The organism is Candidatus Eisenbacteria bacterium, from assembly GCA_020847735.1.
GTDB lineage: Bacteria > Eisenbacteria > RBG-16-71-46 > RBG-16-71-46 > RBG-16-71-46 > CAIXRL01.
Genome location: JADLBL010000007.1, coordinates 16,350 through 40,803 on the forward strand (window position 1 = coordinate 16,350; position 24,454 = coordinate 40,803).

Sequence of the window (24,454 nt, forward strand, 5' to 3'; positions counted from 1 at the left end):
CGTCACGGACCCGGCGGCGGCGCGGACACGCGATCCCTCGCGTGTCCTGCGGCCGCCGGGGCCGGGCCAGCTAGACGCGCAGCTCGGCGAGCAACTGGCGCTCGGCCTCGAGCCAGAACTCCTGGTCGCGTCCAGGCGGACGGCCGGACGCCTCGAACAGGGCGTAGGCGCGCACGGCGACCGCTTCGTGGTCGGCCTTGCGCGGCGAGGGCTGCGCGGCCTTCGTCACGCGCGCGGCCTTGCGCACCGGCTTCTCGCGCGGCGGCGTGGAAGCGAACGTCGAGGACTCGGCATTGCCGTGAAGCGACTGCATTCGAACGATGGCGCTCTTCATGAGCTTCTCCTTGAGGCGGCCCGGGGACGATTCGGCCTCGAGATCGGATGGCGACCCGCGTGAACGCAGGTTAGCAACTCGCCTGTAAACGCAGGGCAAATTCCCGGCGCCGATTGCCCCGCATCAACCTGCGCAGGGGCGGCGGCATGTCCGCGGAGCGCGCTTCACAAGGACCTTGAGTTTGCGGACCGGACTCGTGGGTCGCTCGCGCGGCGTGATGCCCGCGCTCAGCGCCGCGGCTCGACGCCGCCAGGCAGCAGCGGCGGGCTGGTCGCCAGCTCCCGGCCCGCATCGCGCGAGCGCGCCAGCAGCGCTTCGGTGACGCTGCCGAGCTCGTCGTCGGGGTGCTGCCAGAGAATCGTCTCCTGCCACTTCGTCCCCACCCACTTCATCCAGCCGCGCACGGTGCGCTCGGCGAGTTCGTGGGTGTGGTTCGAGCTGCACGCGGTCACGAACACGCCGCGCCGCGTGCGCTCCCATTTCGGCACCACGTCCGTGCCCCCGCCGGGCAGCGTGACGAGCGGCGTCACGCAGTTGCAGCGGTCAATGAGCGCCTTGAACGGGGCGCTCACCGTGTCGAAGTAGACCGGCGAGCCGGCCACGACCGCGTGCGCGCGTTCGAGCGCCGCGTAGACACGGTCCATGTCGTCGTGAAAGACGCAGTAGCCGCTGGTCGCATCCGGACCGCAGGCGATGCACGGCTTCACGGACAGCGAGTAGCAGTCGAACCGCGCGACTTCGGCCCCGCCCTCGCGCGCGCCGGTGGCGACCGCCGCGAGCATCTTCGAGACGCTCGAGCGCGGCAGCGGGCTGCCGTTGATGACGACGACGAGCGGCGCCGGGCTCACGCGCGCTCCGCCCACACGAGCGTCGTCGCGCCCGCGCCGCGCACGAGCGGCAGCGCTTCGGCCAGCGCCTCGGCCGCGCGCCCCGCTCCGGCCAGCGCATCGGGCAGCGTCTTGGGCACCCACAGGAAGTGCCGCGTGCCCAGCACGCGGAATCCCGCGCTCGAAAGCCCCGCGGCCAGTTCGGCGGCCGCGAGCGGATGGTGGTAGCGATACGGGTGGTAGGCGGCCGCGTCGTCGCTGGCCTCGGGAAAACACGAGGAGGGCAGCGCCCGGCGCAGCCACGGCCAGCGCACCGCGACGCGCTTCACGGACTCGATCGGCGAAGCCGGGTTCGGAGTCGAGATCGCGATCCGCCCTCCGCGCCGCACGACGCGCGCGATCTCCGCGAACACGGCCGGCCGGTCGGGCCGGTAGACGTGCTCCATCATCTCGACCGACACCGCGCGATCGAAGCTCGCGTCCGGGAACGGCAGCGCCTTCGCGTTGGCGTGCACGAGCGAGGCGCCGGGCGGCAGCGCACCGCGGGCCCAGCGCAGCTGGTCCATGCCCAGATCGATCCCCGTCGCGCGACAGCCGAGTGAGTGCGCCCAGTGCGTGCCGTAGGCCCAGCCGCAGCCGAGGTCGAGCACCGCCTGGCCCGCCGCCAGGTCGGCGTGTTCGAGCACCTCCTGAAAGCGCCGCACCATCATGTAATGGCGGACGCGGGAACCGAGGTACCAGTGTTCGACCAGGTACGGCAGATCCTTGCGGCTCGCGAACTCGAGCCGTGGCGGGCTGAGGCGGGTCACGTCGCCTCCGGCGTCAGCGTCCGAGTCGCTTCGCGGCCCGCTTCGGCGCGGTCTTCTTCGCCGGCCCGCGCTTCGCGGCCCGCTTCGGCGCGGCCTGCTTCGCCGCCTTGCGCTTCGCCGGCCGGGCGGCGGCGCGCACGGACTTCTTCGCCGGCCTGCCGCCTGCCGCCTTGCGCTTCGTGGCGGGCGCCGGCGCGGCGACGCGCACGTGGTGGCGGTCGGGCCGCGGCGAAGCGGGCGCCGGTATCTCGCCCGAGCCGACGACCGGCTCGGCCCGCGGCGGCGGCGGGGGCAGCGGCGGCAGCGCGTCGGCGCCATGCCGCTCCGCATACCACTCGCGGATGTAAACGACGATGTCCACCGTGGACGATCCGGGGCCGAACAACCGGCCGACGCCGCGCTCGAGCAGCGTCTGCATGTCCTCGGCCGGAATGATGCCGCCGCCGGTCAGCAGCTTGTCGCCGACGCCCGCGGCCTGCATGAGCCGCTGCACCTCCGGAAAGAGCGTCATGTGCGCGCCGGAGAGCACCGACAGCGCGACGACGTCCACGTCCTCCTGCACGGCCGCCTCGACGATCTGCTCGGGGGTCTGGTGCAAGCCGGTGTAGATGACCTCCATGCCCGCGTCCCGCAGCGCCGCCGCCACCACCTTGGCGCCGCGATCGTGGCCGTCCAGGCCGGGCTTGCCCACCAGCACGCGAATCTTGCGCGGCATCGCTTCCTCCGACGTTCTGGAACACCTGTCCGGGCGAGCCCCGCCCGCGTCCCGGTCCATCCTTCGCATCCGCCGATCGCGAGCGCCACCGGTGCGCGGCCCGCGGACGGCCGCGACTCAGCCCTCGTGCTCCTCCGGCTCGCGTTCGAGCGCGAGCGCCTGCTCGGTTTCCTCGTGGATGCGGCGCGCCTCGGCGAACTGCTCCTCCGACGGCGGCGCCGGATTGCCGTCCTCGTCCTGCCCGACGCGGATGACGCCGCGCGTCTCGAACAGGCGCAGCGCCGCCTCGGCGGCATCCCGTGTTTCGAACCCGAACACGACGAACTCGCCGTCTCGGCCGAGCGCCTCGAAGCGCCACGGCTCATCGCCCCCGCCGCGTCGCACGCGCGCGCCCGTGAAGTCGCCGGCATGCCAGCTCGCGGCGATGGCCGCGGCCCCGCGCCGGGCATTGGCGGACTCGCCCGCTTTCCAGCCCTCGCCCTCCTCCTGCGGCGGCACGAGGCGCACGGCGTGGCGGTCGGGCAGGAAGCCGTAGCCATCCGAGGTGACGGCGACGACCTCGTCCTCGCCCCAGTCGTCGTCGGGCTCGGCTTCGAGCACGTCGGGCTCGGGCGCCGCACCCTCGGAGACCGCGTCCTCGCCGGCGGTGCCGGCCCCGCCGGGTTCCGCCTCGTCCTCCCGCCGTCCGCCGCGCATGACGAACGCGGCGACCACCAGCAGGACCACGGCGCCGCCCGCCAGCAGTGCGTTCCGGTCCACTAGAACTCCACCGACTCGACGTAGTCCCCGAACACCTCGCGCATGGCGTTGCGGATCTCGCCCTCGGTCGCGTAGCTGCGCGCGCACTCGAGGATCTTCTCCATCAGGTTCGCCCCGCCGGGAGCCGTCGCCGCCGCCGCCGTGAGCGCCTTGAGCGCCGCGGTCGTAGCCGCGTCGTGGCGGACGCGCTTGAGCTCGGCGATCGCGCGCTTCTGGCCCGCCTCGACCTCCTCGCCGATGTACAGGATCGGGATCTCGAGCTTTTCGTCGGGCTCGACGTACTCGTTCACGCCGACCAGGATGCGCTGCTTTCGCTCGACCTCCTGCTGGTACTGGTAGGCCGCGGCCGCCAGCTCGCGCTGGAAGAAGCCCTTCTCGATGCCCGGCACGACGCCGCCCATGCCCTCGATGCGCCGGAAGTAGTCCTCGGCCTGCTCCTCGAGCGTGTTCGTGAGGTGCTCGACGTAGTACGAGCCCGCGAGCGGATCGATCGTCTCGGTGACTCCGATCTCGTGGGCGATGATCTGCTGCGTGCGCAGCGCGATCTTGACCGCCTTGTCGCTCGGCAGCGCGATCGTCTCGTCCATCGAGTTCGTGTGCAGCGACTGCGTGCCGCCGAGCACGCCCGCGAGCGCCTCGAACGCCGTGCGGACGATGTTGTTCTCGGGCTGCTTGTCCCAAAGCGAGCAGCCGGCCGTCTGGGTGTGGAAGCGCATCAGCCACGACTCGCGCCGTTTCGCGCCGTAGCGCTCGCGCATGTGCCTCGCCCAGATGCGCCTCGCCGCGCGCAGCTTGGCGATCTCCTCGAAGAAGTCGAGGTGGCTGTTCCAGAAGAACGACAGGCGCGGCGCGAAGTCGTCCACATCGAGCCCGCGTTCGAGGCAGCGCTCGACGTAGGTGAAGCCGTCGGCGAGCGTGAACGCCAGCTCCTGCGCCGCCGTCGAGCCCGCCTCGCGGATGTGGTAGCCGCTGATCGAGATCGTGTTCCACTGCGGAACGTGCTTCGTCGAAAACTCGATCAGGTCCACGATGATGCGCAGCGACGGCTCGGGCGGAAAGCACCAGCACTTCTGGGCGATGTACTCCTTGAGGATGTCGTTCTGCAGCGTGCCGCGCAGCCGGCGGAACGGCACCCCGCGCTTCTCGGCGTTCGCGAGGTAGAACCCGTACATGATGGACGCCGGTCCGTTGATCGTCATGGACGTCGAGACCGCGCCCGGGTCGATGCCGTCGAGCAGGATCTCCATGTCGCGCAGGCTGTCAATGGCGACCCCGCACTTGCCGACCTCGCCGTGCGACTTCGGGTGGTCGCTGTCGTAGCCCATGATCGTCGGGTTGTCGAAGGCGATGGACAGTCCGGTCTGGCCGTGCTCGAGCAGGTAGTGGAAGCGCTGGTTCGTGTCGCGCGCCGTGCCGAATCCGGCGAACTGCCGCATGGTGAACATGCGGCCGCGGTACATCGTCGGATGCACGCCGCGCGTGTACGGGTATTCGCCCGGTACCGACAGGTCGCGCGCGAGGTCCATGCCCTGAAGGTCCGCGGGGCCGTAAAGCGGCTTGATCGGCAGGCCCGAGATCGTGAACGGATACAGGTCGCGCCGCTCGCGGTCCTTCGGGTAGGCCGACTCGAACGACCGCGTCTGCGCGGCGAAGGCGCCGTTGGCCTTCGGGGCGGCCGGGGCGACCCTGCGCCCGCGCGCGGGCGACTTCCGCGCGGGGCCCGGGCGCGCGGAGTGGCTGCGGGAGGTCGTGCGGGCCTTCGTCTTCGGGGTGCGGGACGCCATGGAGCGGATCCTCGTGGAGGGCCGATGAACGGCGGGTCCGGAAGGGCCCGGCAGCCGTCGAGAGCCGGGGGAGCGTAAGCGGGCCCCGGAATCAGGGTCAAGGCTCGCGCCGCGCGAGCCGGCCTACGGAATGCGCGGATCGAGCGGCGACGCCGCTGCGCCCACGCGCCAGACGAACCACGGGTCCGGCCCTGTCGTGAAATCGCCCATGCGGCCGAGCAGCGCCAGCTCGCCGGGCCGAGGCCGGGCGGTCCCGGCCTCGAGATAGGCCGGGTCCTCGCGCATGCCGAGCAGGTAACGCGCGCCGCTGTCGCGCAGGTAGTCGGACAGGCGGCGCGCCCGCAGCGCCTCGTAGGCGGCGCGATTCACGACCCCGTCCATGTTCACGACCACCAGCGAGTCGGCGTAGTAGCCGATCGCGCCGCTTTGCAGCGCCCCGATCACCGTGCCAGCGGGGAAGCGCCCGCGGGCCCACAGCCCCGCGTTGCGGTAGCCGAGCGTACGGTCGTTGCGCGACAGCCACGTCCGGGCGAACGGCGGCTGCAGGACGTTGCCCGCCACCACGAGCGCCAGCACCGCCGCGGCCAGCGCCCGGCGTGCGGGATGCGCCGCGAAGCGCCCGGCGAGCAGGTCCAGCCCCGCGCCGCAGACGAGCAGCAGCGGCAGAAGCACCGGGAAGAAGTAGCGCGGATAAAACCAGCCCGCGTTGAGCCAGGCGACGTAGGCCGCGAGCAGCGTCGCGGCGAACAGCGCCGCCGGCGCCGCCGGCCGCAGCCGCGCGCCGAGTTCGCGCGCGGGCACGCGGGCGAGCGCCAGCGTCACGGCCAGCAGGCCCGCCAGGGCGATCGGGAACGCGTTCCGCCGAGCGAGCACGTCGAGCGCGCGCGCCGCCATCGGGCCCCAGTAGTTCCGCCAGCCCGGCTCGTGGCCGACGTTGGCGACGCCCATCGCGTGCAGCGCGGCGCCCGAGACCGGAAACCAGTCGCCGGTCGCCGCCCGCAGCCAGACCATCCAGGGCAGGTAGCACGCCAGGGCCACCGCACCCGCGAGCGCGGCATCGCGCAGCCCGGAGCGCCACGGCTCGCCGCGGCCGCGCGACCACGCGAGCAGGCATCCCGCCGCGACCGGCGCGGCGGCCAGCGCGTCCACGCGCGCGAAGACCGCGAGCGCGAGCAGCGCGCCGGCCGCGACGATGCGGCACGTGCGCGCGAACGCGTCCGCGGCGCGGCGGACGCGCTCGAGCGCGAGGAAGAAGGCGACCAGCGTCGTGAACGCCGGCGTCGTCTCGAGCCCGTTGAGCGTCGTGTGCAGCACGTAGGGGCTCAGCACCCACGCGAGCGCCACCGCGCCGGCGGCGAAGCGGGTGCGCAACACGAGGCGCAGGAGCCGCCACAGCAGCACGAGCGCGAGCACGTCGGCGGCGACCAGCAGGATCAGCGAGGCGCGCACGACCGCGTCCGGATCGCCGGGGAACAGCCAGTGGAAGGGCGCGGTCAGCAGGACGTAGAGCGGCTGGAAGCCGCTCGTCGGGCCGGTGCCGTACCACGGCCCCAGGCCGTGCGCGAGGCCGCGCGAGATCGTGAGCGACAGGTAGGCGTCGTCGGGGATCGTCAGGCCGTCGAGCAGCCGCAGCGGCCGCAGCGCGGCCGAGAGCTTGAGCGCGAGGTCCAGCCCGACGAGCCCGGCGAGCACCGCGTCGGGGCGTCGTCGCGTCCGGTTCGGGGCGGCCATGCGCGGCAGGATAACGCGCGCGGGCCGGCGGGGCGGAAGCTCACCGGCCGTCCGCGGGCAGGCCCGCTTGCGGACAGGGCGGCGAACGGAGCGCGGAGGGCGGCGGTTTACGACGACGTGCGCGGAGGCGACCCGGCGGCTTCGACGCCGCCCGGGGCTCCCGCCGCCCGCTCGACCAGCTCGGCCGCGATTTCGTTCGGCGTCCGGCGGCGCGCGGCGAGGGCCTCGAGGCTCTGGCGCCAGTCGGCGTCCGGAATCCGCGCGCGGAACCCGGCCCACAACCGGCTCTCGAGCAGGTCGCGCAGCCGCTGCTCGAGCCGCTGGCGGCGGCGGAGTTCGAGCCCGCCGCTCTCGCGCAGGAACAGCAGGTGCTCCTCGAAGCGGTCCACAACCCCGGCGACGCCCTCGCCCGTGGAGGCGACCGTGCGGTGCACCGGGATGCGCCAGGCGCTGGTCGGCGCGCGCAGCTCCAGCGCCGACTGGACGGCGAACGTGGCGCGCTCGGCGCCCTCGCGGTCGGCCTTGTTGATCACGAACACGTCCGCGATCTCCATGAGCCCGGCCTTCATCGCCTGCACGGCGTCGCCCGATTCGGGCACCAGCACGACCGCGGTCGTGTCGGCGGTCTGCGCGACCTCGAGCTCGCTCTGCCCGACGCCGACGGTCTCGATGAGGATGCGGCCGAAGCCGGCGGCGTCGAGCACGTCGCAGACCTGCGCCGTGTGCACCGCCAGCCCGCCCATGCTGCCGCGCGTCGCCATCGAGCGGATGAACACGCCCGGGTCGCCGGCCAGTTCGTTCATGCGCACGCGGTCGCCGAGCAGCGCCCCGCCCGAGAAGGGACTCGTCGGATCCACCGCGACGATCGCGACCGTTTCGCCGCGGCCGCGGTACTCCCGGGCGAGCCGGGTGACGAGCGTGCTCTTGCCCGCGCCGGGCGGTCCGGTGATGCCGATGCGGAACGCCCGCCCGGCGGCGCCGAAGCAGGCGTCGAGCAGCGCGGCGGCGCCGGGCTGTTCGTTCTCGACCCACGAGATCGCGCGGGCCAGCGGCACGCGCTCGCCCGCCAGCGTTCGGCGGATGAGTTCGGCTTCGGATGGGTCGGCGAAGGCGGCGTTCACGGGATTCCGGGAGGTTTTCGGGTTCGGGACGGACGCCCGGCGGACAGGGCGCGACCGGCGGGCAAGGTGCCACGATTGCCGGACGCTGCCAACCGGCCCATGGCGACCCGGAGCCCGCTCCGGCACGCGTGGCGCGGAGTCCGCACGCCGGCCCGCGGTGCGATCCCGCGTGCGCGCCTCGCGGGCGGAAGCGCCGTCAGTTCAGCAGTCGCGAGCCGAAGACCACGCCGACCTTGATCTGCGCGTAGCCCGGCTGGATCGTCACCGCGCCGGCGCCGAGCTGCTGCGGCACACCGTAGGAGTGCAGCCAGCGCGCCCCGACGTCCACGCCCCAGCGGTCGGAGAAGTTGAAATCCACGCCGGCGTTCGCGTCCCAGCCGAAGGCGACCTCGTCGCGGCTCCGGAGGCTCTGGCGGATCTCGTTCTGGCGATCGTAGTCGTCGGGCACGACCACGTCGGTGCCGATGCCGTACCAGACGAGCGCGAGGTTGACGCCGCCGTAGGGCCGCAGCACGCCGCGGCCGTGCGAGCCGAACTGCGTCCCGACGAACAGGCGGCCGTAGTTCTGCGATGTCTGCTGCTCGACGCGCAGGCCGGTGAGCGCGTCGCGGAACTCGGTGGTGGTCATGAGCAGGTTGACGACTTCCACGCCGACGACGCCGGCCAGCAATGTGGCGGTGCCGGGCAGCGGCAGCACGCCCTGCACGCCTCCACCCCAGCCCGGCCGGCTGTACTGGCGCGAATCCACGTCGGTCGGAACCATGCGCAGGCCGTAGACCTCGACCTTGGGCCCGGCCCAGGCGGCGTCGGCGAAACCGAGCAGGGGCAGCACGAGTGCGGCGGCGAACATCGAACGCATCGCGACCTCCGATCTCCGCGGGGAGCGGCTCAAGCCGGGCGTGCGAGCGGCGCGGGCAGGGCCGCGAGCACGCTTCGGGCAATGGTCTCTGCTGCGAGCGGCCGCGCCAGCCGGGCCGCGTTCCCGCGCACGCGCTCGCGCGCCGCGGGATCCGCGAGCCAGCGTTCGACCGAGGCCGCCACGTTCTCGACCGAGTCGGCGAGCACGGCCGCGCCGCCGTCCTCCAGGTACCGCGCGTTGCGGACTTCCTGCCCGGGGGTGGGCCGGAAGGCCACCAGCGGGGTGCGCTTGATGAGCGCTTCGGCGCACGTCAGCCCGCCGGCCTTGCCCACCACGACGTCCGCGGCCTCGAGCAGCGCATCCACCTCGTTCGTGAAGCCGAGCGCGCGCACGCGGCCGTCGTGCTGCGCCGCGAGCGCCTCGATTTCGCCGAGCAGCCGCCGGTTCGTGCCGCAGGCCACCACGAGCGAAGGCCGCGAAGGGAGCAGCGCGAGCCGGCGCGTCAGCTCGCCCATGGGTCCGACGCCGCTGCCTCCGCCCATGACGAGCACCACCGGCCCCGCGGCCGGCAGGCGAAAGCGCGCCCGCGCGGCGTCGCGGCCGATCGTGCGGGCGAAGCGCGGGTCCACCGGAATGCCCGAGACCTCGATGCGCTCGCGCGGCACGCCGTGGCCGTGCAGCTCGTCGGCGACCTCGTCCGAGGCGACGAAGTAGCGGTCCACGTGCGGATACGCCCACATCGGGTGGGCCGTGAAGTCGGTGATGACGACGTAGAGCGGAACCCGCAACCGGCCCTGCCCCCGCCGCGGCGAGAGCGCTTCGACCGGAAGGAAATGGGTGCACACGACCGCGTCGGGGTGCTCGCGCTCGACGACTCGCACCAGGCTGCGCAGCGAAAGCCGGTCAATGGCCTCGCGCGTCGGGCCGGCCGCGCGGTGCACGCGCTGCTGCGCCCACAGGTGGTAGAGCGCGCCCCACAACTTCGGCGCCCGCTGCGCCATCGCGTTGTAACCCTGCGAGTAGGTCGAGCGGTAGAAGCGCGAGGCGAAGACCAGCGTGTCCACTTCGCGCACGCGGGCGCCCGGCGCCTGCGCGCCGATGGCGCTGGCCAGCGCCAGCGCGGCGCTCTTGTGCCCGCTGCCGGCGGTCGCGTGCAGGATGGCGATGCGCGGCCCGTCGGCCTGCTCGCCGGTCAGCGTTTCGACCGCGACGACGCCCCCGCCCTCGGCGGGAAACAGCACCTCGTGGTCGCCGGCCATCTGCCGGAGCCGGGCGCGCCACCAGCGGCGCTGGGCGCGCAGCCGCGCGCGCCAGTTGCCCGCGCCCAGCCGGGGCATTCGGAGTCGTCCGATGCGGGGGATCTTCACCATGAGCGACGCTTACGAATCACTCCGTGATTGCGTTGCGATAGTGCGTGAGGCGTGCGCCGTCGGGGTCCAGGTCCACGGTCACAACGTCCACGCGGATGCGCGAATAGCCCTGCTGCGCGAGCGCGAGCGCCGCGCGCGCCAGCCGTTCCCGCTTGCGTCGGTCCACCGTCGCCGCCGCGCCGCCGAAGTCGCCGCGGCTGCGCAGCCGCACCTCGATCAGCACGCGCGTCGCGCCGTCGTCCGCCACCACGTCCACTTCCACCCCGCCGAGCCGGAGGTTGCGCCCGACCGGCCGCAGCCCGGCGAGCCGCAGGTAGGCCGCTGCGAGATCCTCGCCCGCGCGGCCACGATCCTGGGACAGTCCCATGCGTGTCGCTCCCGCGGGGGCAGTTGAGGGCCGAAAGGTAGCAGAAAGCCCATCGTGAAGAGGCGCGGCGTCACGTTCCGGGGCTCACCGTGCGTCCGGCGGCGAGGCGGCGAGCGCCTCAGCCCAGGGGCAGCTCCAGCGCCATCACGGGCGCGTAGGTCGCCCGGTGCGCCGGGCACGGCCCGTGCGCGCGGAGTGCCGCCAGGTGTTCGGGCGTGCCGTAGCCCTTGTGCTGCGCGAAGCCGTAGGCGGGCCAGACACGGTCGAGCCGTGTCATGATCCGGTCGCGCACGACCTTCGCGACGATGGACGCGGCCGCGATGGACAGGCAGGTCGCGTCGCCGTCCACCACCGCGCGCTGCTCGCAGGCGAGGTCCGGCACCTCGTCGTTGCCGTCCACCAGCACGCACTCCGGAACGACCGGCAGCCCCGCGACCGAGCGGGCCATCGCGCCGAGCGTCGCGCGGCGGATGTTGACGCGCTCGATCGTGCGCGGCCCGGCGACGCACCAGCGAAAAGCCCGGGCGCCTTGCAGCACCCGGGCGAACACTTCCTCGCGCCTGCGCGCGGGGACCTGCTTGCTGTCGTCGAGCCCGTCCCAGTCGAGCGACAGATCGAGCACCACCGCCGCGGCCACCACCGGACCGGCGAGCGGGCCGCGACCCGCCTCATCCACCCCGGCGATCGTGCCGGAGCGCCCGGCGATCCGGGCTTCGGCACTCGCGAGGCGTCGCCAGCGCCCGAGGGTCACTCGTTCGTCGAGGCGCCGGCCTTCTCCTTCAGGCGGGCGGCCTTGCCCTTCTTCTTGCGCAGATAGAACAGCTTCGCGCGGCGGACCTTCTTCTGGCCCATCACCTTGATGTCCGCGATGGACGGCGAGTGCAGCGGCCAGGTGCGCTCGACGCCGATGCCCTCGGACATCTTGCGGACCGTGAACGTCCGGCGCAGCCCCGCGCCGCGCACGTTCGTGACCTCGCCGCGGAACTTCTGCTGGCGTTCCTTGTCTCCCTCGATCACGCGCACGCTCACCTCGACGGTGGTGCCGGGACGGAGGTCGGGAACCTCGCTCTTGAGGTGCGCGTTCTCGACTTTCTGGATCAGGCCCATGACCGGGCTCCTTTCAGTGCCAATGAGCCCGACAGGCCGGGCCACGGAAGCGGGCGGGCAGTCTAGGGGAAGCCCGGGGGGAGGCGCAAGGCGCACGGCGGCCGGGCGCGGGCGCCTCTACTTCACCCCGGTGTGGCCGAATCCGCCGCCCTCGCGTGAGGTCGCGGTCAGTTCGTCGCTCTCGATCCACGCCACCCGCGGAACGCGCTGCAGCACCATTTGAGCGATGCGCATGCCGCGCTCGATCACGAACGGCTCGGGGCCGAGGTTCTGGACGATCACCCGGATCTCGCCGCGATAGTCGGAGTCGATCGTCGCCGGGCTGTTGGGCAGCGTGATGCCGTGCTTCGCGGCGAGCCCCGAGCGCGGGCGCACCTGCATCTCGAAGCCCTCCGGCACCTCGATCGCGAAGCCGGTGGGAACGAGCGCGATGGCGCCGCTCGCGAGGGTGAGCGGCTGCTCCACGGCCGCGCGCACGTCCATGCCGGCGGCCCCGTGCGTTTCGTAGGCGGGCAGCGGCAGGTCGCCGGCGTGCGGCAGGCGGCGGATGCGGACGGAAACGACTGGCTCGCTCATGCCGCGAACCTTAGCGGGCCGGGCAACGCAGCGCGAGCGGGTTCACACGGCGGGCGGGCGGAACTGCGCCTTGATCGAACCCCAGGTGCGGGTCTGCGTCGGATTTGCCCGCACGCCCTCCGGCAGGGTCTCGTCCTCCCAGCGGTCCATCCACCAGCGGGTCGAGTCGGGGCGAACGCCCCGGGCCGCGAGCTCGGCGGGGATCGCGGCCGAATCGCCGCGCACGAAGTAGAACCTGGCGTAGCCATGGACCTCGACGAGTTCGGGTCCGCCGCCGCGGTCCACCGTGACCTTGAGGCTCACGGGCGCGCGGATGGACCGGTGCCAGACCGGGTTCCTGCCCGGTCGGTCGTCGGGGAGCTCGGCGAGCGGAGGGCCGAGGTTCACGTCGATGTCCACGGCCTGCCCGAAGGCGCCGCAGGACGCCGCCAGCTCGTCCGCGCGCACCCACGGCGTCACGGAGTATGCGCCGCCGGCCGAATCGCCGGCGGCGAAGACGAAGCGATAGTCGTCCGTGAAGAGCGGCGGGAGTGCATCGCAGTCGCGCCGCTGCCAGCTCCACTCGAGAAGCCGCACGGCGTTGGCCGGGGAGTCGGCGGGCGGCGGCGCCCCGGGCACGGCGGCAACGGGACGGCTGGACTTGCCGCACGACGCGCTGGCGACGAGCAGCAGGCACGACAGGATGACGACCGAGCGACGCATCGTTGCAAGGACTCCGGGTTGGCCTGCCGGGAGCATATGGGATCGGCGCGGGATGGCGCCATGGTCGCGGTGTGCGGCGATCGCGATCCATGTTCATGAGCAGACGCGCGGACGCCGGCGGCGGCAGGACGAATGAAGCCGCCAGCTCGCTGGTCGCGGCCATCGCGAGAGCGTCGCCGGGGCCGCGGCGCGCTCGATGGCCTCGCCGTCGGGCGGCGGCATCCTGCCGCCTTGCCCTCCTCGCTGGGCGCTTCCACCGCCATCCCTGGCTACGGAAGCGCTTCGCAGCGAGGCCATCGAGCGCGCCGCGGCCCCGGCTCCTGTCGCGTACACACTTCCCGTGCTGATGGGGTCATGCGGGGCTGCCCGCCTGGGGATGTTCCTTGCGGGCGCCGGTGGGGCGAGGGTTCGGAGGGTTTGCTTCACGCGGTTTTCGAGGGAGACGTCGGGGAGTGCGCGGGCGGCGGCGACGCACTCGCGGTCTCGGGGCAGCGGGCGGCTTCAACCCTGTCCAGCGGCCTCCGAATCGAATCGTCCTTCCGCGCGCCGCTCGCACCGGCGCTACTTCCGCCCCGATTCCGGCGCCGCGCCCTTTCGGCTACATTGCGCCGCGATGTTCGCCCGAAGCCGGCAACTCTTCGCCTCCGCGATGTTCGCCGTGGACGCCGTCCTGATCGGCGGCTCGTGGCTGCTCGCCTGGTGGTTGCGCTTCCACGGCCTCGGCCTCCCGGCGCCGCGCGGGCTCGCGCCGCTGTCGCTCTATCTTTGGAGCGGGGCCGTACTGGTGCCGAGCGCGCTGCTCGTGCTGCGGACGCTGCGCCTGTACCGCTCGGCGCGAACCGCGAGGCTCGGGTCCGAGCTGCTCTCGCTGGTCCAGTCCATGCTCGTCATCAGCGCGCTCGCGGCGATCGGCTCCTACCTTTCGCGCGGCGAGCTGTCGCGTCTCGTGATCCTGATCTTCTTCCTCACCGGATCGCTCGTGCTGTGCGCGAGCCGAGTCGTCCTGCGGCTCATGCTTCGAGGCCTGCGCAAGAGCGGCCACAACCTGCGCCACGTGCTGGTCGTCGGCACCGGCGAGCTTGCCGGCGTCGTGCTCGAGAAGATCCGCCGGCACTCCGACTTCGGGCTGCGCGTGCACGGGCTGGTCGCGGCCGACACCGCGCAGGTCGGCGCGACCGTCCACGGCGCGAGGGTGCTCGGGTCCATCGCGGATCTGCCGCGCCTGGCCGGCGAGGAGGGCGCGGAGCTCATCTATCTGGCGCTCGCACGGCCCGAGTGGCAGGCCGAGGAGGAGGCGCTCCGGCTGCTCGCCGACTCGACGGCCTCGGTGCGGCTCGTGCCCGACCTGACGAGCGCGTTCCGCCTGAACCCCAGCGTCGAGGACTTCGACGGGCTGCCGGTGGTGCTCGTCACCGACAGTCCCGAGCAGGGCTGGAACGCGGTCGTGAAGCGCGCGTTCGACCTCGCCGGCTCGGGGCTCGGACTGGTGCTGCTCTCCCCCATCCTTCTGCTGCTCGCGATCCTGGTCCGGCTCGATTCACCGGGTCCGGTCTTCTACGCGCAGGAACGCGTCGGCATGAACGGGCGGCGCTTCCGCATGCTCAAGTTCCGCAGCATGCGAGTGGACGCCGAGGCGGCCGGTGTCGCGTGGACGACGAAGGACGACCCGCGGCGCACGAAGCTGGGCGCGTGGCTGCGCAAGCTCTCGCTCGACGAGCTGCCGCAGCTGTGGAACGTGTTCGCCGGCGACATGAGCCTGGTGGGACCGCGGCCGGAGCAGCCGCGTTTCGTCGAGGACTTCCGCGGTTCGATCCCGCGCTACATGCTGCGGCACCACGTGAAGGCGGGCATGACGGGCTGGGCGCAGGTCAACGGCCTGCGCGGCGACACGCCGCTGGCGCGGCGCATCGAGTACGACCTGTTCTACGTCCAGCACTGGTCGCTGTGGTTCGACGTGCGGATCCTGCTGCTGACGGTCGTGCGCGTGTTCCGCGACGCGTCGGCGTACTGAGGCGGCTCGCGACGGTGCCGGTTCGCGACGGTGCCGGTTCGCGACGGGCACCGGCTCGCGGCGGGCGCCCCGGGCGGCCCGCGATGCAGGCGAACGCGGCCCGCTCGGCTCGGCATCCTGCCTCGCTCTCGCTGCATCCAGTCGCCGCTCCCGCCATCCCTGGCTTCGCGGCTCCTCGGACGCACCGCGTTCGCCTGCATCGCGGGCCGCCCGGGGCTTTCGCGAGTGCGGTCGCCTGCATCGCGAGCCGCCCGGGGCTTTCGCGAGTGCGGTCGCCTGCATCGCGAGCCGCCCGGGGCTTTCGCGGGTGCGTTCGCCTGCATCGCGGGCCGCCCGGGGCTTTCGCGGGTGCGGTCGCCTACTCCGCCGCCGCCGCGTGGTAGGCGGCGCGGGCGGCTTCGGCGGTTTTCGCCCATGAGAAGCGCTTCACGCGCTCGCGGCCGCGGGCGACCAGGCCGTCGCGGCGCGAGGGGCTGCCGAGCAGGCTCGTGATCGCATGCGCCCAGGCCGCCGGGTCGCGCGGCGGAAGCAGCTGGGCGGCGTCGCCGACCACTTCGGGGAGCGAGCCGGCGTCGCTCGAGAGCACCGGCGTGCCGCAGGCCATGGCCTCGAGCGGCGGCAGGCCGAAGCCTTCGCACAGCGCCGGGTGCGCGTAGAGCGCCGCGCCGGCGTAGAGCGCGGCGAGCGACCCGTCGTCGCGCGACTCGCCGGCGAAGTGCACGTGCTTCGCGACGCCCAGCGCCGCCGCGAGGTGCGCGTGCCGGTCGTCCGCGGGCCACGGCGCGCCGGACAGGACGAGCGGTGGGCGTTCGCTCCCGCGCATCGCCGCCCATGCCCGCAAGAGCAGCCCGAGGTTCTTGTGGCGTTTGCGGGCGCCGACATACAGGACGTAGTCGGCGGGCAACCCGCGCGCGGCGCGGAACGCCGCGACCGCCCCGGGCGGCGGCGCGGCCAGGCCTTCGGGCGCGGCGAGATAGGCCACGCGGACCTGGTCGGGATTCGCGCCGAGCAGCTCGATCACGTCCTCGCGCGTGAACTCCGAATCGGCCAGCACCACGCGCGCGCGCGCCACCGCGGCGCCCGCGACGACGCGCGCGTAGAGCGCGGCGCCCGGCGGGTGAAACTGCGGGAAGCGCAGGTGGATCAGGTCGTGGATCGTGACCACGGCGGGTCCGTTCCAGAGCAGCGGCAGCGTGTAATGCGGGGCGTGCAGCACCTTCGCGCCGGCGGCGCGCGCTTCGCGCGGCACGACCCAGTGCTCGGAGAGCCCGTACTTGCCCGCGCTCGCGGTCCGCTCGGCCACCGGACCCGGCCAGGCGACCCGGCCGGCGTCCCGCGGGTCCACGAGCGCCGTGAACGCGTCGCCGCGAACGTCGCGCGCGAGCGCCCCGAGCACGCCGCGGATGTACGTGCCGATGCCGCCGTCGAACAGCTTGCGGGCGTCGAGCGCGACGTTCATGTGCGCCCCTCCCTCGCCAGCCAGTCGCGCCACCCTTCGCGGCGGCCGCGATGGGCGGCGGCGTACTCGCGCATGCGCCGCAGGTCGAGGCGCAGCGCGAACGCGAACGCCCCGAGCCATGCCCGCCGCTCGTAGCGGCGCTGCAGGCGCGCGAAGCGATCGCCGTCGGGGCCCCCCGAGTGCTTGGCGAACAGCGCGCCCCAGCCGCGGCCGTAGGAGCTCATGCGGCGCAGGGCACCGGCGTCGTCGCGGATCTCGAACGGGTCGGGATGGTCCACGCGCACCTCGGGAGCGTACGCGCCGGTCTCACCGCTCGCGAGAAGGCGGATCAGCAGGTCGGACTCCTCTCCGCTCGGGTACTCGGCGCCGACGCCCAGGCGCTCGTCGAAGCCGCCCGCGCGCTCGAGTGCCTCGCGGCGCACGACCAGCCCGGGACTAACTGCGGTGCGCAGGACGTCCTCGACGTCCGCGAGCGGGCGCGCCCGGCCGTCCATGCCCGGCTGCATCGTCCGGCCCGAGGGGTAGGTCACGTGGCCGCAGACGAAAGCCGCCCCGGGCGAATGCGCGATGGCGCGGGCGAACGCCGCGACGAAGTCGGGCGCGACGGTCGCATCGTCGTCCGGGAACGCCACCCAGTCGCCGGTCACGACCTGCAGCGCGGCGTTGCGCGCGCGCGACAGACCGCGTTCGGCGAGTCCCAGGTGGCGCGCCCCGAAGCGTTCGCACAACTCCCGCGCCTCGGGTCCGCGCGACTGGTCCGCGACGACGACCTCGTGGAAGCCCGGCTGCGCCGCCGCCAGGGCGGCGAGCGAGCGCGCCAGCCAGTCCGGGCGGTCCAGCGACGGCACGATCGCACTGATGCGCTGCGCCCCGGTCATCGCACGGCCTCCTCGAAGACCTGCTCCCACCGCGGCGCGAGGGCATCGGGCGTGAACGGGCGCACCCGTTCGCGGCCCGCCGCGCCGAGCGCCGCCGCGCGCGGCTCGTCGGCGGCGAGCGCGTCGATCGCGGCGGCCAGCGCCGCCGCGTCGCCCGCATCCACCAGCACGCCCGCAGTCGGCTCGCCCTCGAGCAGGCCTTCGACCGCGCGGCCGCAGCGCGTCGAAAGGATCGGCAGTCCCGCCTGCATCGCTTCGAGCAGCGCGAGCGGCAGGCCTTCGGCCGGCGAGGTCAGCACCCACGCATGCGCGCGAGCCATCTCGGGCGCGGGGTCGCGAACGAAGCCCGCGAACCGGACGCGCCCGCCGAGCCCGAGGCTCGCGGCCTGCCCCTCGAGTGCGGCCCGGAGCGGCCCGTCGCCGAGTAGCGTGAGCGAAATCGAACGATCCGCGACGCGGGCGAGCGCATCGAGCAGCAGATCGTGCGCCTTCTCGGGAACGAGCCGGCCGACCGCGAGCAACCTGAACGGCTGGCCGGCGACGCGCGGGGAGCGGGCGGCGAGCGGCGCGGGTGGCGCGGGGTTCGGGATCTCGACCAGCCGCTCGTCCGGCACGCCGAGTCGCCGCGCCGCGGCGAGCGCCTCGGGCGAGACGGCGACGACGCGGCGGCAGGCGGCGAGCGCGCGGCCGTAGACCCACCATTGCGCGCCCGGCAGGCGGAAGTGGGCGTAGGTCCGCTCGAGGTCGGTGTGCACCACCGCCACGACCGGGCGGCGCGCCAGCGCCGCGCACGCCACCGCGAAGCAGGTCGCGTCCAGTTCCAGCCCGCCGACCACGAGGTCCGCGCCTCTCGCCGCGTGGCGCAGGCCCGCGACCAGGCGCGGCGCGCCGGACGCGAGGGAGCGACGCGCCGGCCCGAGCGTGCGCACCGTCACACCGGAGGGCACGTCGTGCTCGACGCGGTCCTTGAGCAGCACGATCTCGAGCGCGGCGCGCGTGAGCGCCGGCGCGAGCCGGAGCGGCAGGCGTTCGGCTCCGCCGCCCGAGAGATCGGTCAGCACCCAGCAGACGCGCACGGGCCGCTCGCGGCTCAGGCGGGCTCGGCCACGCCGACGAGGTCGAACTCGGTCGGCACGCCGACGCCCTCGCGGCCCAGGTCGGCGATCAGGTACATGCCCCACAGCCAGCGCCCGACGCTCGCCACCGCGAGCCGCGCCCAACCCCCCACCGTGAACGGCCGGTAGCGCTGGCCGCCGATGAACAGGGGCTTGAGCGCGCAGACCTGGAACGCCGCGCGCAGCGAGTTCTCGGTGAACAGCTGTTCGTGCGTGAGGTCGCCCCAGCGCAGGCGCGTCGCGATCGGGGAGTTGGCGTTCGCCGTCTTCACGACCAGCCGCCCGCCGGGGCGCAGCGCCTTGCGGGCGAGGTCGAAGAACGCGAGCAGTTCGTCGCGGTCGAGGTGCTCGATGAAGTCGAGCGCGAGGATCGCGTCGCAGCTCGCCGATTCGCCCTCGAGCGTGCGGAACGCGTCGCCCTCTTCGACCGGCAGGCCCCGCCGCCGGGCGAGCGCAACCTGCTCGCCGCTCAGGTCCACGCCCCGGACATTCGTGTAGCCGGCCTCGCGCAGCATGTGCACCGCGTAGCCGTTGCCGCAGGCGAGATCGAGGAGGCGGGCGTCCCGCGACGCCGGCAGGTGCGGCAGCAGGACCTGCCGCAGGATGCGCGCGCGCATGCGGTAGTCCGCGTCCGTGGCGGGGTTCGCGCGCGCGAAGGTGGTGCTGTAGTACGCGCCATAGAGGCGCTCGCGGAACCGGCCTGTCATCGCTTCTCCCCCGGATCGAGGAACGCCCGATAGAGCAGGTAGAGCACCACGTAGGTGCCGACCGTCGCCCACGCGGCCCCGACGATCCCCGCGCGCGGAATGAGCACGAGGTTCGCGGCCACGTTCGCGGCGGCACCGATCGCCGCGAGAACCAGGTTCGTGCGCTCCCGCCCGGCCGCGATCGCCGCGAGACCGCGCACGGACACCGCGAAATCGAGCGGGATCGCGAGCGCGAGCACCCCGAGCGCGGGCGCTGCGGCAGCATACCCCGGACCGTAGAGCGCCTGCAGGAGCGGGGCGCGCACCCACAGGAGCGCCGCGGCGAGCGCGGCGCCGGCCGCGAGCCCCAGCCACTCGAGCCGCGCGGCGGTGCGGCGGGCGCCCGCCGGGTCGTCTCGCATCGCCGCGCTCAGCGCGGGCAGCGAGGCGGCCGTGAGCGCGTAGAACGCCGCGAAGGGCAGCTGCAGGATACGGTACGCGCCGCCGTAGAGCCCGACCGCGCGCTCGTCGGCCAGCGCGAAGAGCAGGAGCTGGTCGGCGCTGTTGTAGACGAGCACCGCGAGGTTCGCGGCGAGGATCGTGGCTCCGGCGCGCATCAGCACCGTGCCGCCGTGCGCGGAGCGCCACGCGGCCCCCTCCTGCTGCGCCGCGCGCGTGAACGGCCAGCGACGCATCCACACCATGCCGAGGACCGCGGCGGCCGCGGAGCCGGCGGTCCGCGCGAGCGCCGCGAGCGGGACGTCTCCCGGCGCGTGCACGCACGCCAGCACCAGCACCAGCGTCACCGCGGCGGGCACGGCGTTGAGCACGGCCGCGCGGCCCATGCGCTGCAGGCCGCGCAGTGTCCAGTCGGGCAGGAGCGCGGTGGGCAGCGCGGCCGCCAGCGTCACGAGCGCGACCGTGCGCACGAGCGGCTCCGCCGGCAGCGCCCACGCCGCGAGCATGGCGATCGCCAGCGCCGCGGTCGAGAGCCCGAGGCGCACCGTCGCGAGTCCGGTCCACGCCGCGCGTGCCTCGGCCGGCGCGTTCGCGACCGCGCGCACGCCGTGGGTCGCGAGGCCGCCGTCGCCGACGAGCAGCGCGTAGCCGAGCAGCGCCTGCGCGAACGCGAGCACGCCGAAGGCCCCGGGGCCGAGCACGCGCGCGAGCACGACGGTCGTCACGAACGTCAGCCCTCGCGAGAACCCCTCGCCCGTCAGCAACAGCAGCGAATGCGCCGCGATGCGCCGGAGCATGCCCGCCTCAGCCCACCGGCCTGCGCGCCACGAAACAGTGGTTCTGCGCGACCGCGTTGAGCGGCCACGACAGCGCGTCGTCCACCGCGTCCCAGAGATCCGCGGCCCACGCCGCGTCGCGCGCGGGCCCGAGCAGGCGGTGGGCGTTGTTGCGCGGGATCACGCCATAGCGCCGCGTCTCGAGCAGCTCGAGGCCCGCGCCGGCGACGAGGCCGCGGATGTCGTCGCGCGTGTAGCGCCAGAAGTGCCGGTGCTTGCCGGGCACGTGCCGGGCGATCGAGTCGATCCAGCTCCAGCGGTTGGGAAAGTGCCAGCAGACGAACACGCCGCCGGGCCGCAGCACCCGCGCGATCTCGCCGAGGCTGCCCGGCTCGTTGCCGCCCGTCTCGCGCACGTGCTCGAGCACGCCGATCGAGGCGACCGCGTCGAACGAGGCGTCCGCGAACGGCAGCTTCACCGGCTCCGACTCGCTGCCGGGCACGTAACGGTACGCCGGCGACTTCGGCAGCCACGGCTCGTAAAGGAAGGGCATGAACGAAAAGCCCGTCGCCCGCCAGCCGCCGCGGACGAGGAAGTACGAGAAGTGCCCGTTGCCCGCGCCCCAGTCCAGGACCTCCGCGCCCGCGGGGACGTTCCGGCGCCACAGGCGATGGAGCGGCAGGTACTGGTGCGCCGAGGCGAGGCTTCCGAACTGCAGCATCTCGGGCATGCCGGCGCGCGCGTGCGCGGCGAGTTCGGCCAGGATCGCGCGGTCTTGCCGATCGGTGCGGTGGTCGGGCCGTGCGTCGTCGGCGCCGGGCCGCGTGTCGCGAGGGCGGGCGCCAGGTTCGTCCGGGCCGGTCCGCGCCCCGCCGGGGCCGCGCGTCATGCCGCCCCCGCGCGCCGTGTGGCGAGCCCGCGCTCGAACGCCGCGCGGAAGCGCTCGTCGAAGACTTCGGCGGCGAACGGCGCCGCGAGCGCGCGCAGCTCGTGCGGATCGAAGCGCGTCGCTTCGAGGCAGGCGATCGCGGCCGCGAGACAGTCCGCCGACTGCGTGCCGAAGAGCACGCCGCCCGGCACACGCGCGATGCCGCCGGCCGCGACCTCCGCCAGCGCCGCGGCGTCCGCGCCGCGACCGACCGTTTCGAGCGCGCCGCCGCGCCCGTAGGCGACGACCGGCGTGCCGCTCGCCATCGCCTCGACCGGCATGATCCCGAAGTCCTCCTCGCCGGGAAAGAGCAGCGCGCGCGCCGACGCGTAAAGGCCCGGCATCCCGGCCTCGGCGACCCAGCCGAGGAACACGCTGCCCGGCGGCGCGAGCCGCTCGAGCCGCGCGCGCTCCTGCCCGCTGCCCGCGACCGTGAGCGGCCGCCCCAGTCGCGCGCACGCCGCGAGCGCGAGATCGCCGCGCTTGTAGGGCGCGAACGCCCCGGCGAGCAGGTAGCGTTCGCGCGCGCCCGTTCCCGCGGTGAAACGGTCCACGTCCACCGGCGGCGTCACCACCTCGGCGTCGCGTCCCCAGTGGCGGCGAATGCGACCGGCGACGTACGCCGAGTCCGCGAGCAGGAGGTGTGCGCGGTCCGCGGTGCGGCGGTCCCAGTCGCGCAACCTCGCGCACGTACGCTTCACGTACGCCGACAGCGGCCACGGAAAGCGTCCCGGCGGAAAGTAGGTGTCCTCCAGATCCCAGACGTAGCGCATCGGCGTGAAGATGTAGCTGAGGTGGAACGCTCCGGGGCCCGCGCGCGCGCCCTTGGCGACCGCGTGGCTCGTCGAGATCACCGCGTCGAAGCCCGAGAGGTCGAAGCTCTCGATCGCTCGCGGGAAGAGCGGCAGGAAGTTGCGGTAGTGCCGGGCCGCCCCGGGCAGGCCCTGCAGGAAGGAGGTGCGGATCGGGTGCGCTTCGAGTTCGGCCGACACCGAGCCGCGGTTCCAGACGAGGGTGAAGATCGGCGCCTGCGGAAACAGCCGCGCGACGCGCTCGAGCACCCGCTCGCCGCCGCGCATTCCGGTCAGCCAGTCGTGCACCAGCGCGACGCGCATCAGGCCTCCGGCCCGTCCCACGCGCCCGCCGCCCACGCCAGGCCGACGAGCGTGAACAGCGGGTAGAGGAGTTCCTCGTCGCCGAAGTTCCATTCGAAGAAGCCCGCGACCAGGAAGCCCGCGAGCGCGGCGGTGACGCCGAGCTTGAGCCCGGCCGCGAGCCCGCGACGCTTCACCAGCGGCCGCAGCCCCGCGGACGCGGCACTGACCAGCGAGCCGTACAGCCAGGTGAAGGCCGCCAGCCCGACCACGCCCATCGTCGCGGCGATCTGGACGACGACGTTGTGCAGGTGGCCCGCGCGCTCGACCGCGGCCGGCGAGCGGTAGCGGTCGTAGAGTGCGTGCAGGTCCTGCAGGCCCACGCCCGTCAGCGGATGGTCGCGGAACATGCGCAGCCCGGCGTCCCACATGTGCATGCGCTCCTCGTTCCACTTGTTCGCCGGATCGAAGACGCTGCGAACGCGCTCGCCCAGAGTGCCGGGCGTGAGGAACCAGGCCGCGACCGCCAGCAGCGCGAGCGCCACGAGCCCGAGCGGCGCGCACGCGCCGAGGAGCACCGCGCCCGAGACGAGCAGGCCGATCCAGGCGCTGCGCGTGAACGTCGCCGCGAGGGCCACCAGCCCGACCACCGCGACCGCGGCCGCGCCCAGCCGCCAGCGCCTCCCGCGTGCGAGAAGCGCCACGCCGAGCGCGACCGGCAGCTCGAGCAGAAGCTGGCCGGCGAACGTCATGTAGTGGCCCGAGAGCCCGCGCGCGCGCGATTCGAAGCTCGCGCCGTGCGCGAGCCACAGGCCGATGCCGAGCGCGGCCACCACCCCCGACGCCGCGAGGTAGGCCGCGAGCGCGCGCTCGCCCGTTCGGCGGTCGGCGCCGTGCAGCGCCGCGAGCCCGACGAGCAGCGGCATGAAGCCCTTGCCGAGCCGCGGAAGGCTCGCGCCGCGGTCCACCGCGAACACCGCCGACAGCAGCAGCGCGAGCAGCCAGCCGAGCCAGGCGAGGTTCACCGGCGTGTATGGCCAGCGCGCCCGCCCGCTGGCGATCGCCGCGATCGTCAGCGCGCCGCACAGCGCCGCGCCGATTCCCATCGGCGCGATCGAGCCCGGCAGCACGAAGGCGAACAGAACGAACGCCGCGCCCGCGGCCGCGACGAGCGGCCCGGCCGGCCGCGTCGCGACGTCCGCCGCGCTTCCCTGCGCGCGCGCGCTCACGCCCCGGGGTCCTTCCCGCGCGCGAGCCGCCGCAGGACCTTGCGGTCTTCGTCGGTCAGCGCCGCCGTCTCGAGCAGGTCGGGCCGGCGCTCGAGCGTGCGCCGCAGCGCCTCCTCGCGACGCGCCTTCGCGATTTGCGCGTGGTGCCCGGAGAGCAGCACCTCGGGCACCTTCCAGCCGCCGTAGTCCGCCGGCCGCGTGTAGTAGTCGCAGTCGAGCAGCCCGGAATGGAACGAGTCGCTCTCGACCGAGTCGAACGTGCCCACGACGCCTTCCTGCAGCCGCGCCACCGCGTCCACCACGCACAGCGCCGCCGGCTCGCCGCCCGAGAGCACGAAGTCGCCGACCGAGAACTCCTCGTCCGCGAGGTGGCGTGCGACGCGCTCGTCCACGCCCTTGTAGCGCCCGCAGACGAGCACGAGGTGTTCGAGCGCCGCCCAGGCGATCGCCGTCTCCTGCGTGAATCGCGGGCCCTGCGGCGAGGTGAGCGCGACCTTCGTCCCGGCCGGCCGCCCGCCCCTGGGCGGCAACGCCAGCGCGCGCAGCGCACGGTCCACCGGCTCGATCTTCAGGATCATGCCCGGTCCGCCGCCGAACGGCGCGTCGTCCACGCTCTGGTGCGTGTCGTCCGTGAACGCGCGCAGGTTCACGACCTCGAGCTCGAGCCGTCCGGCCTCGCGGGCGACGCGGATCATGCCCTCGGCGAACGGGCTCGTGAACCATTCCGGGAAGATGGTGACGATCGTCACCCGCACGAC

24 protein-coding genes and 1 pseudogene are annotated in these 24,454 nt (G+C 73.9%); 1 reads left to right on the forward strand and 24 read right to left on the reverse strand.

Features of this window, described 5'->3' with window-relative positions; all coding sequences use genetic code 11:
• Positions 1–70 precede the first annotated feature (70 nt).
• From IT347_03365 to IT347_03435, 15 genes and pseudogenes are all read right to left on the reverse strand, one after another.
• Positions 71–313, reverse strand: coding sequence for a DUF2934 domain-containing protein (locus IT347_03365; protein ID MCC6348615.1), 243 nt, complete (start codon positions 311–313; stop codon positions 71–73).
• A 248-nt stretch (positions 314–561) separates the two neighbouring features.
• Complete coding sequence (locus tag IT347_03370; GenBank protein ID MCC6348616.1) at positions 562–1,182, reverse strand: flavodoxin family protein; 621 nt, start codon at positions 1,180–1,182, stop codon at positions 562–564.
• Positions 1,179–1,970, reverse strand: a complete 792-nt coding sequence (locus IT347_03375) for a class I SAM-dependent methyltransferase (GenBank protein ID MCC6348617.1) — start codon at positions 1,968–1,970, stop codon at positions 1,179–1,181. Before IT347_03375 ends, IT347_03370 begins: the two co-directional genes overlap by 4 nt.
• A gap of 331 nt (positions 1,971–2,301) precedes the next feature.
• Positions 2,302–2,685: pseudogene (locus tag IT347_03380) on the reverse strand (cobalamin B12-binding domain-containing protein).
• 117 nt (positions 2,686–2,802) lie between these two features.
• A complete protein-coding gene (locus IT347_03385; protein ID MCC6348618.1) occupies positions 2,803–3,444 on the reverse strand; it encodes a hypothetical protein in 642 nt (213 codons plus the stop codon).
• Complete coding sequence (locus IT347_03390) at positions 3,444–5,228, reverse strand: methylmalonyl-CoA mutase (protein MCC6348619.1); 1,785 nt, start codon at positions 5,226–5,228, stop codon at positions 3,444–3,446. The genes IT347_03385 and IT347_03390 overlap by 1 nt, the downstream gene beginning before the upstream one ends.
• A 123-nt stretch (positions 5,229–5,351) precedes the next feature.
• A complete protein-coding gene (locus IT347_03395) occupies positions 5,352–6,959 on the reverse strand; it encodes a hypothetical protein (protein ID MCC6348620.1) in 1,608 nt (535 codons plus the stop codon).
• Between the two features lie 107 nt (positions 6,960–7,066).
• Positions 7,067–8,080 carry a methylmalonyl Co-A mutase-associated GTPase MeaB gene (gene meaB, locus IT347_03400; GenBank protein ID MCC6348621.1) on the reverse strand — a complete coding sequence of 338 codons (1,014 nt, stop codon included), beginning with the start codon at positions 8,078–8,080 and terminating at the stop codon, positions 7,067–7,069.
• Between the two features lie 196 nt (positions 8,081–8,276).
• The gene (locus IT347_03405; GenBank protein ID MCC6348622.1) at positions 8,277–8,939 is read right to left on the reverse strand and encodes a hypothetical protein; all 663 of its coding nucleotides are present in this window, start codon (positions 8,937–8,939) and stop codon (positions 8,277–8,279) included.
• 29 nt (positions 8,940–8,968) lie between these two features.
• Positions 8,969–10,276: a hypothetical protein gene (locus IT347_03410; GenBank protein ID MCC6348623.1), complete on the reverse strand. Its 1,308-nt coding sequence runs from the start codon at positions 10,274–10,276 to the stop codon at positions 8,969–8,971.
• Between the two features lie 49 nt (positions 10,277–10,325).
• Positions 10,326–10,676: a YraN family protein gene (locus IT347_03415; protein ID MCC6348624.1), complete on the reverse strand. Its 351-nt coding sequence runs from the start codon at positions 10,674–10,676 to the stop codon at positions 10,326–10,328.
• 118 nt (positions 10,677–10,794) lie between these two features.
• Entirely contained in the window at positions 10,795–11,427 is a 633-nt protein-coding gene (locus IT347_03420; GenBank protein MCC6348625.1) for a ribonuclease HII, read from the reverse strand.
• Positions 11,424–11,783, reverse strand: a complete 360-nt coding sequence (gene rplS, locus IT347_03425; GenBank protein MCC6348626.1) for a 50S ribosomal protein L19 — start codon at positions 11,781–11,783, stop codon at positions 11,424–11,426. Before rplS ends, IT347_03420 begins: the two co-directional genes overlap by 4 nt.
• A gap of 117 nt (positions 11,784–11,900) precedes the next feature.
• Positions 11,901–12,359: a dUTP diphosphatase gene (gene dut / locus IT347_03430; GenBank protein ID MCC6348627.1), complete on the reverse strand. Its 459-nt coding sequence runs from the start codon at positions 12,357–12,359 to the stop codon at positions 11,901–11,903.
• A 42-nt stretch (positions 12,360–12,401) separates the two neighbouring features.
• A complete protein-coding gene (locus IT347_03435; protein ID MCC6348628.1) occupies positions 12,402–13,061 on the reverse strand; it encodes a hypothetical protein in 660 nt (219 codons plus the stop codon).
• A gap of 658 nt (positions 13,062–13,719) precedes the next feature.
• Between IT347_03435 and IT347_03440 the strand changes: the two genes are divergently transcribed.
• Positions 13,720–15,072, forward strand: a complete 1,353-nt coding sequence (locus IT347_03440; GenBank protein ID MCC6348629.1) for an undecaprenyl-phosphate glucose phosphotransferase — start codon at positions 13,720–13,722, stop codon at positions 15,070–15,072.
• Positions 15,073–15,430: 358 nt separating this feature from the next.
• Here the strand turns inward: IT347_03440 and IT347_03445 are convergent, their stop codons facing one another.
• The 9 genes from IT347_03445 to trmD are packed head-to-tail and all read right to left on the reverse strand — an operon-like array spanning position 15,431 to position 24,451.
• Complete coding sequence (locus IT347_03445; GenBank protein ID MCC6348630.1) at positions 15,431–16,531, reverse strand: glycosyltransferase family 4 protein; 1,101 nt, start codon at positions 16,529–16,531, stop codon at positions 15,431–15,433.
• On the reverse strand, positions 16,528–17,409 hold the full coding sequence (locus IT347_03450) for a glycosyltransferase family 2 protein (protein MCC6348631.1): 882 nt from the start codon (positions 17,407–17,409) through the stop codon (positions 16,528–16,530). Before IT347_03450 ends, IT347_03445 begins: the two co-directional genes overlap by 4 nt.
• Complete coding sequence (locus tag IT347_03455; protein ID MCC6348632.1) at positions 17,406–18,485, reverse strand: glycosyltransferase; 1,080 nt, start codon at positions 18,483–18,485, stop codon at positions 17,406–17,408. Before IT347_03455 ends, IT347_03450 begins: the two co-directional genes overlap by 4 nt.
• Before the next feature lie 14 nt (positions 18,486–18,499).
• Positions 18,500–19,231 carry a class I SAM-dependent methyltransferase gene (locus IT347_03460; GenBank protein MCC6348633.1) on the reverse strand — a complete coding sequence of 244 codons (732 nt, stop codon included), beginning with the start codon at positions 19,229–19,231 and terminating at the stop codon, positions 18,500–18,502.
• Positions 19,228–20,466: an oligosaccharide flippase family protein gene (locus IT347_03465; GenBank protein MCC6348634.1), complete on the reverse strand. Its 1,239-nt coding sequence runs from the start codon at positions 20,464–20,466 to the stop codon at positions 19,228–19,230. The genes IT347_03460 and IT347_03465 overlap by 4 nt, the downstream gene beginning before the upstream one ends.
• 7 nt (positions 20,467–20,473) lie before the next feature.
• Complete coding sequence (locus IT347_03470) at positions 20,474–21,334, reverse strand: class I SAM-dependent methyltransferase (protein ID MCC6348635.1); 861 nt, start codon at positions 21,332–21,334, stop codon at positions 20,474–20,476.
• Entirely contained in the window at positions 21,331–22,488 is a 1,158-nt protein-coding gene (locus tag IT347_03475; protein ID MCC6348636.1) for a glycosyltransferase, read from the reverse strand. Before IT347_03475 ends, IT347_03470 begins: the two co-directional genes overlap by 4 nt.
• Complete coding sequence (locus IT347_03480) at positions 22,488–23,696, reverse strand: O-antigen ligase family protein (GenBank protein ID MCC6348637.1); 1,209 nt, start codon at positions 23,694–23,696, stop codon at positions 22,488–22,490. The genes IT347_03475 and IT347_03480 overlap by 1 nt, the downstream gene beginning before the upstream one ends.
• Entirely contained in the window at positions 23,693–24,451 is a 759-nt protein-coding gene (trmD, locus tag IT347_03485) for a tRNA (guanosine(37)-N1)-methyltransferase TrmD (GenBank protein MCC6348638.1), read from the reverse strand. The genes IT347_03480 and trmD overlap by 4 nt, the downstream gene beginning before the upstream one ends.
• Positions 24,452–24,454: the final 3 nt, after the last annotated feature.

Coding starts and splice junctions, on each gene's coding strand:
- IT347_03365 (MCC6348615.1), bottom strand. CDS start 313: ATGCAGTCGCTTCACGGCAATGCCGAGTCCTCGACGTTCGCTTCCACG.
- IT347_03390 (MCC6348619.1), bottom strand. CDS start 5,228: ATGGCGTCCCGCACCCCGAAGACGAAGGCCCGCACGACCTCCCGCAGC.
- IT347_03395 (MCC6348620.1), bottom strand. CDS start 6,959: ATGGCCGCCCCGAACCGGACGCGACGACGCCCCGACGCGGTGCTCGCC.
- IT347_03405 (MCC6348622.1), bottom strand. CDS start 8,939: ATGCGTTCGATGTTCGCCGCCGCACTCGTGCTGCCCCTGCTCGGTTTC.
- IT347_03410 (MCC6348623.1), bottom strand. CDS start 10,276: ATGCCCCGGCTGGGCGCGGGCAACTGGCGCGCGCGGCTGCGCGCCCAG.
- IT347_03415 (MCC6348624.1), bottom strand. CDS start 10,676: ATGGGACTGTCCCAGGATCGTGGCCGCGCGGGCGAGGATCTCGCAGCG.
- rplS (MCC6348626.1), bottom strand. CDS start 11,783: ATGGGCCTGATCCAGAAAGTCGAGAACGCGCACCTCAAGAGCGAGGTT.
- dut (MCC6348627.1), bottom strand. CDS start 12,359: ATGAGCGAGCCAGTCGTTTCCGTCCGCATCCGCCGCCTGCCGCACGCC.
- IT347_03435 (MCC6348628.1), bottom strand. CDS start 13,061: ATGCGTCGCTCGGTCGTCATCCTGTCGTGCCTGCTGCTCGTCGCCAGC.
- IT347_03445 (MCC6348630.1), bottom strand. CDS start 16,531: ATGAACGTCGCGCTCGACGCCCGCAAGCTGTTCGACGGCGGCATCGGC.
- IT347_03450 (MCC6348631.1), bottom strand. CDS start 17,409: ATGACCGGGGCGCAGCGCATCAGTGCGATCGTGCCGTCGCTGGACCGC.
- IT347_03460 (MCC6348633.1), bottom strand. CDS start 19,231: ATGACAGGCCGGTTCCGCGAGCGCCTCTATGGCGCGTACTACAGCACC.
- IT347_03465 (MCC6348634.1), bottom strand. CDS start 20,466: ATGCTCCGGCGCATCGCGGCGCATTCGCTGCTGTTGCTGACGGGCGAG.
- IT347_03470 (MCC6348635.1), bottom strand. CDS start 21,334: ATGACGCGCGGCCCCGGCGGGGCGCGGACCGGCCCGGACGAACCTGGC.
- IT347_03475 (MCC6348636.1), bottom strand. CDS start 22,488: ATGCGCGTCGCGCTGGTGCACGACTGGCTGACCGGAATGCGCGGCGGC.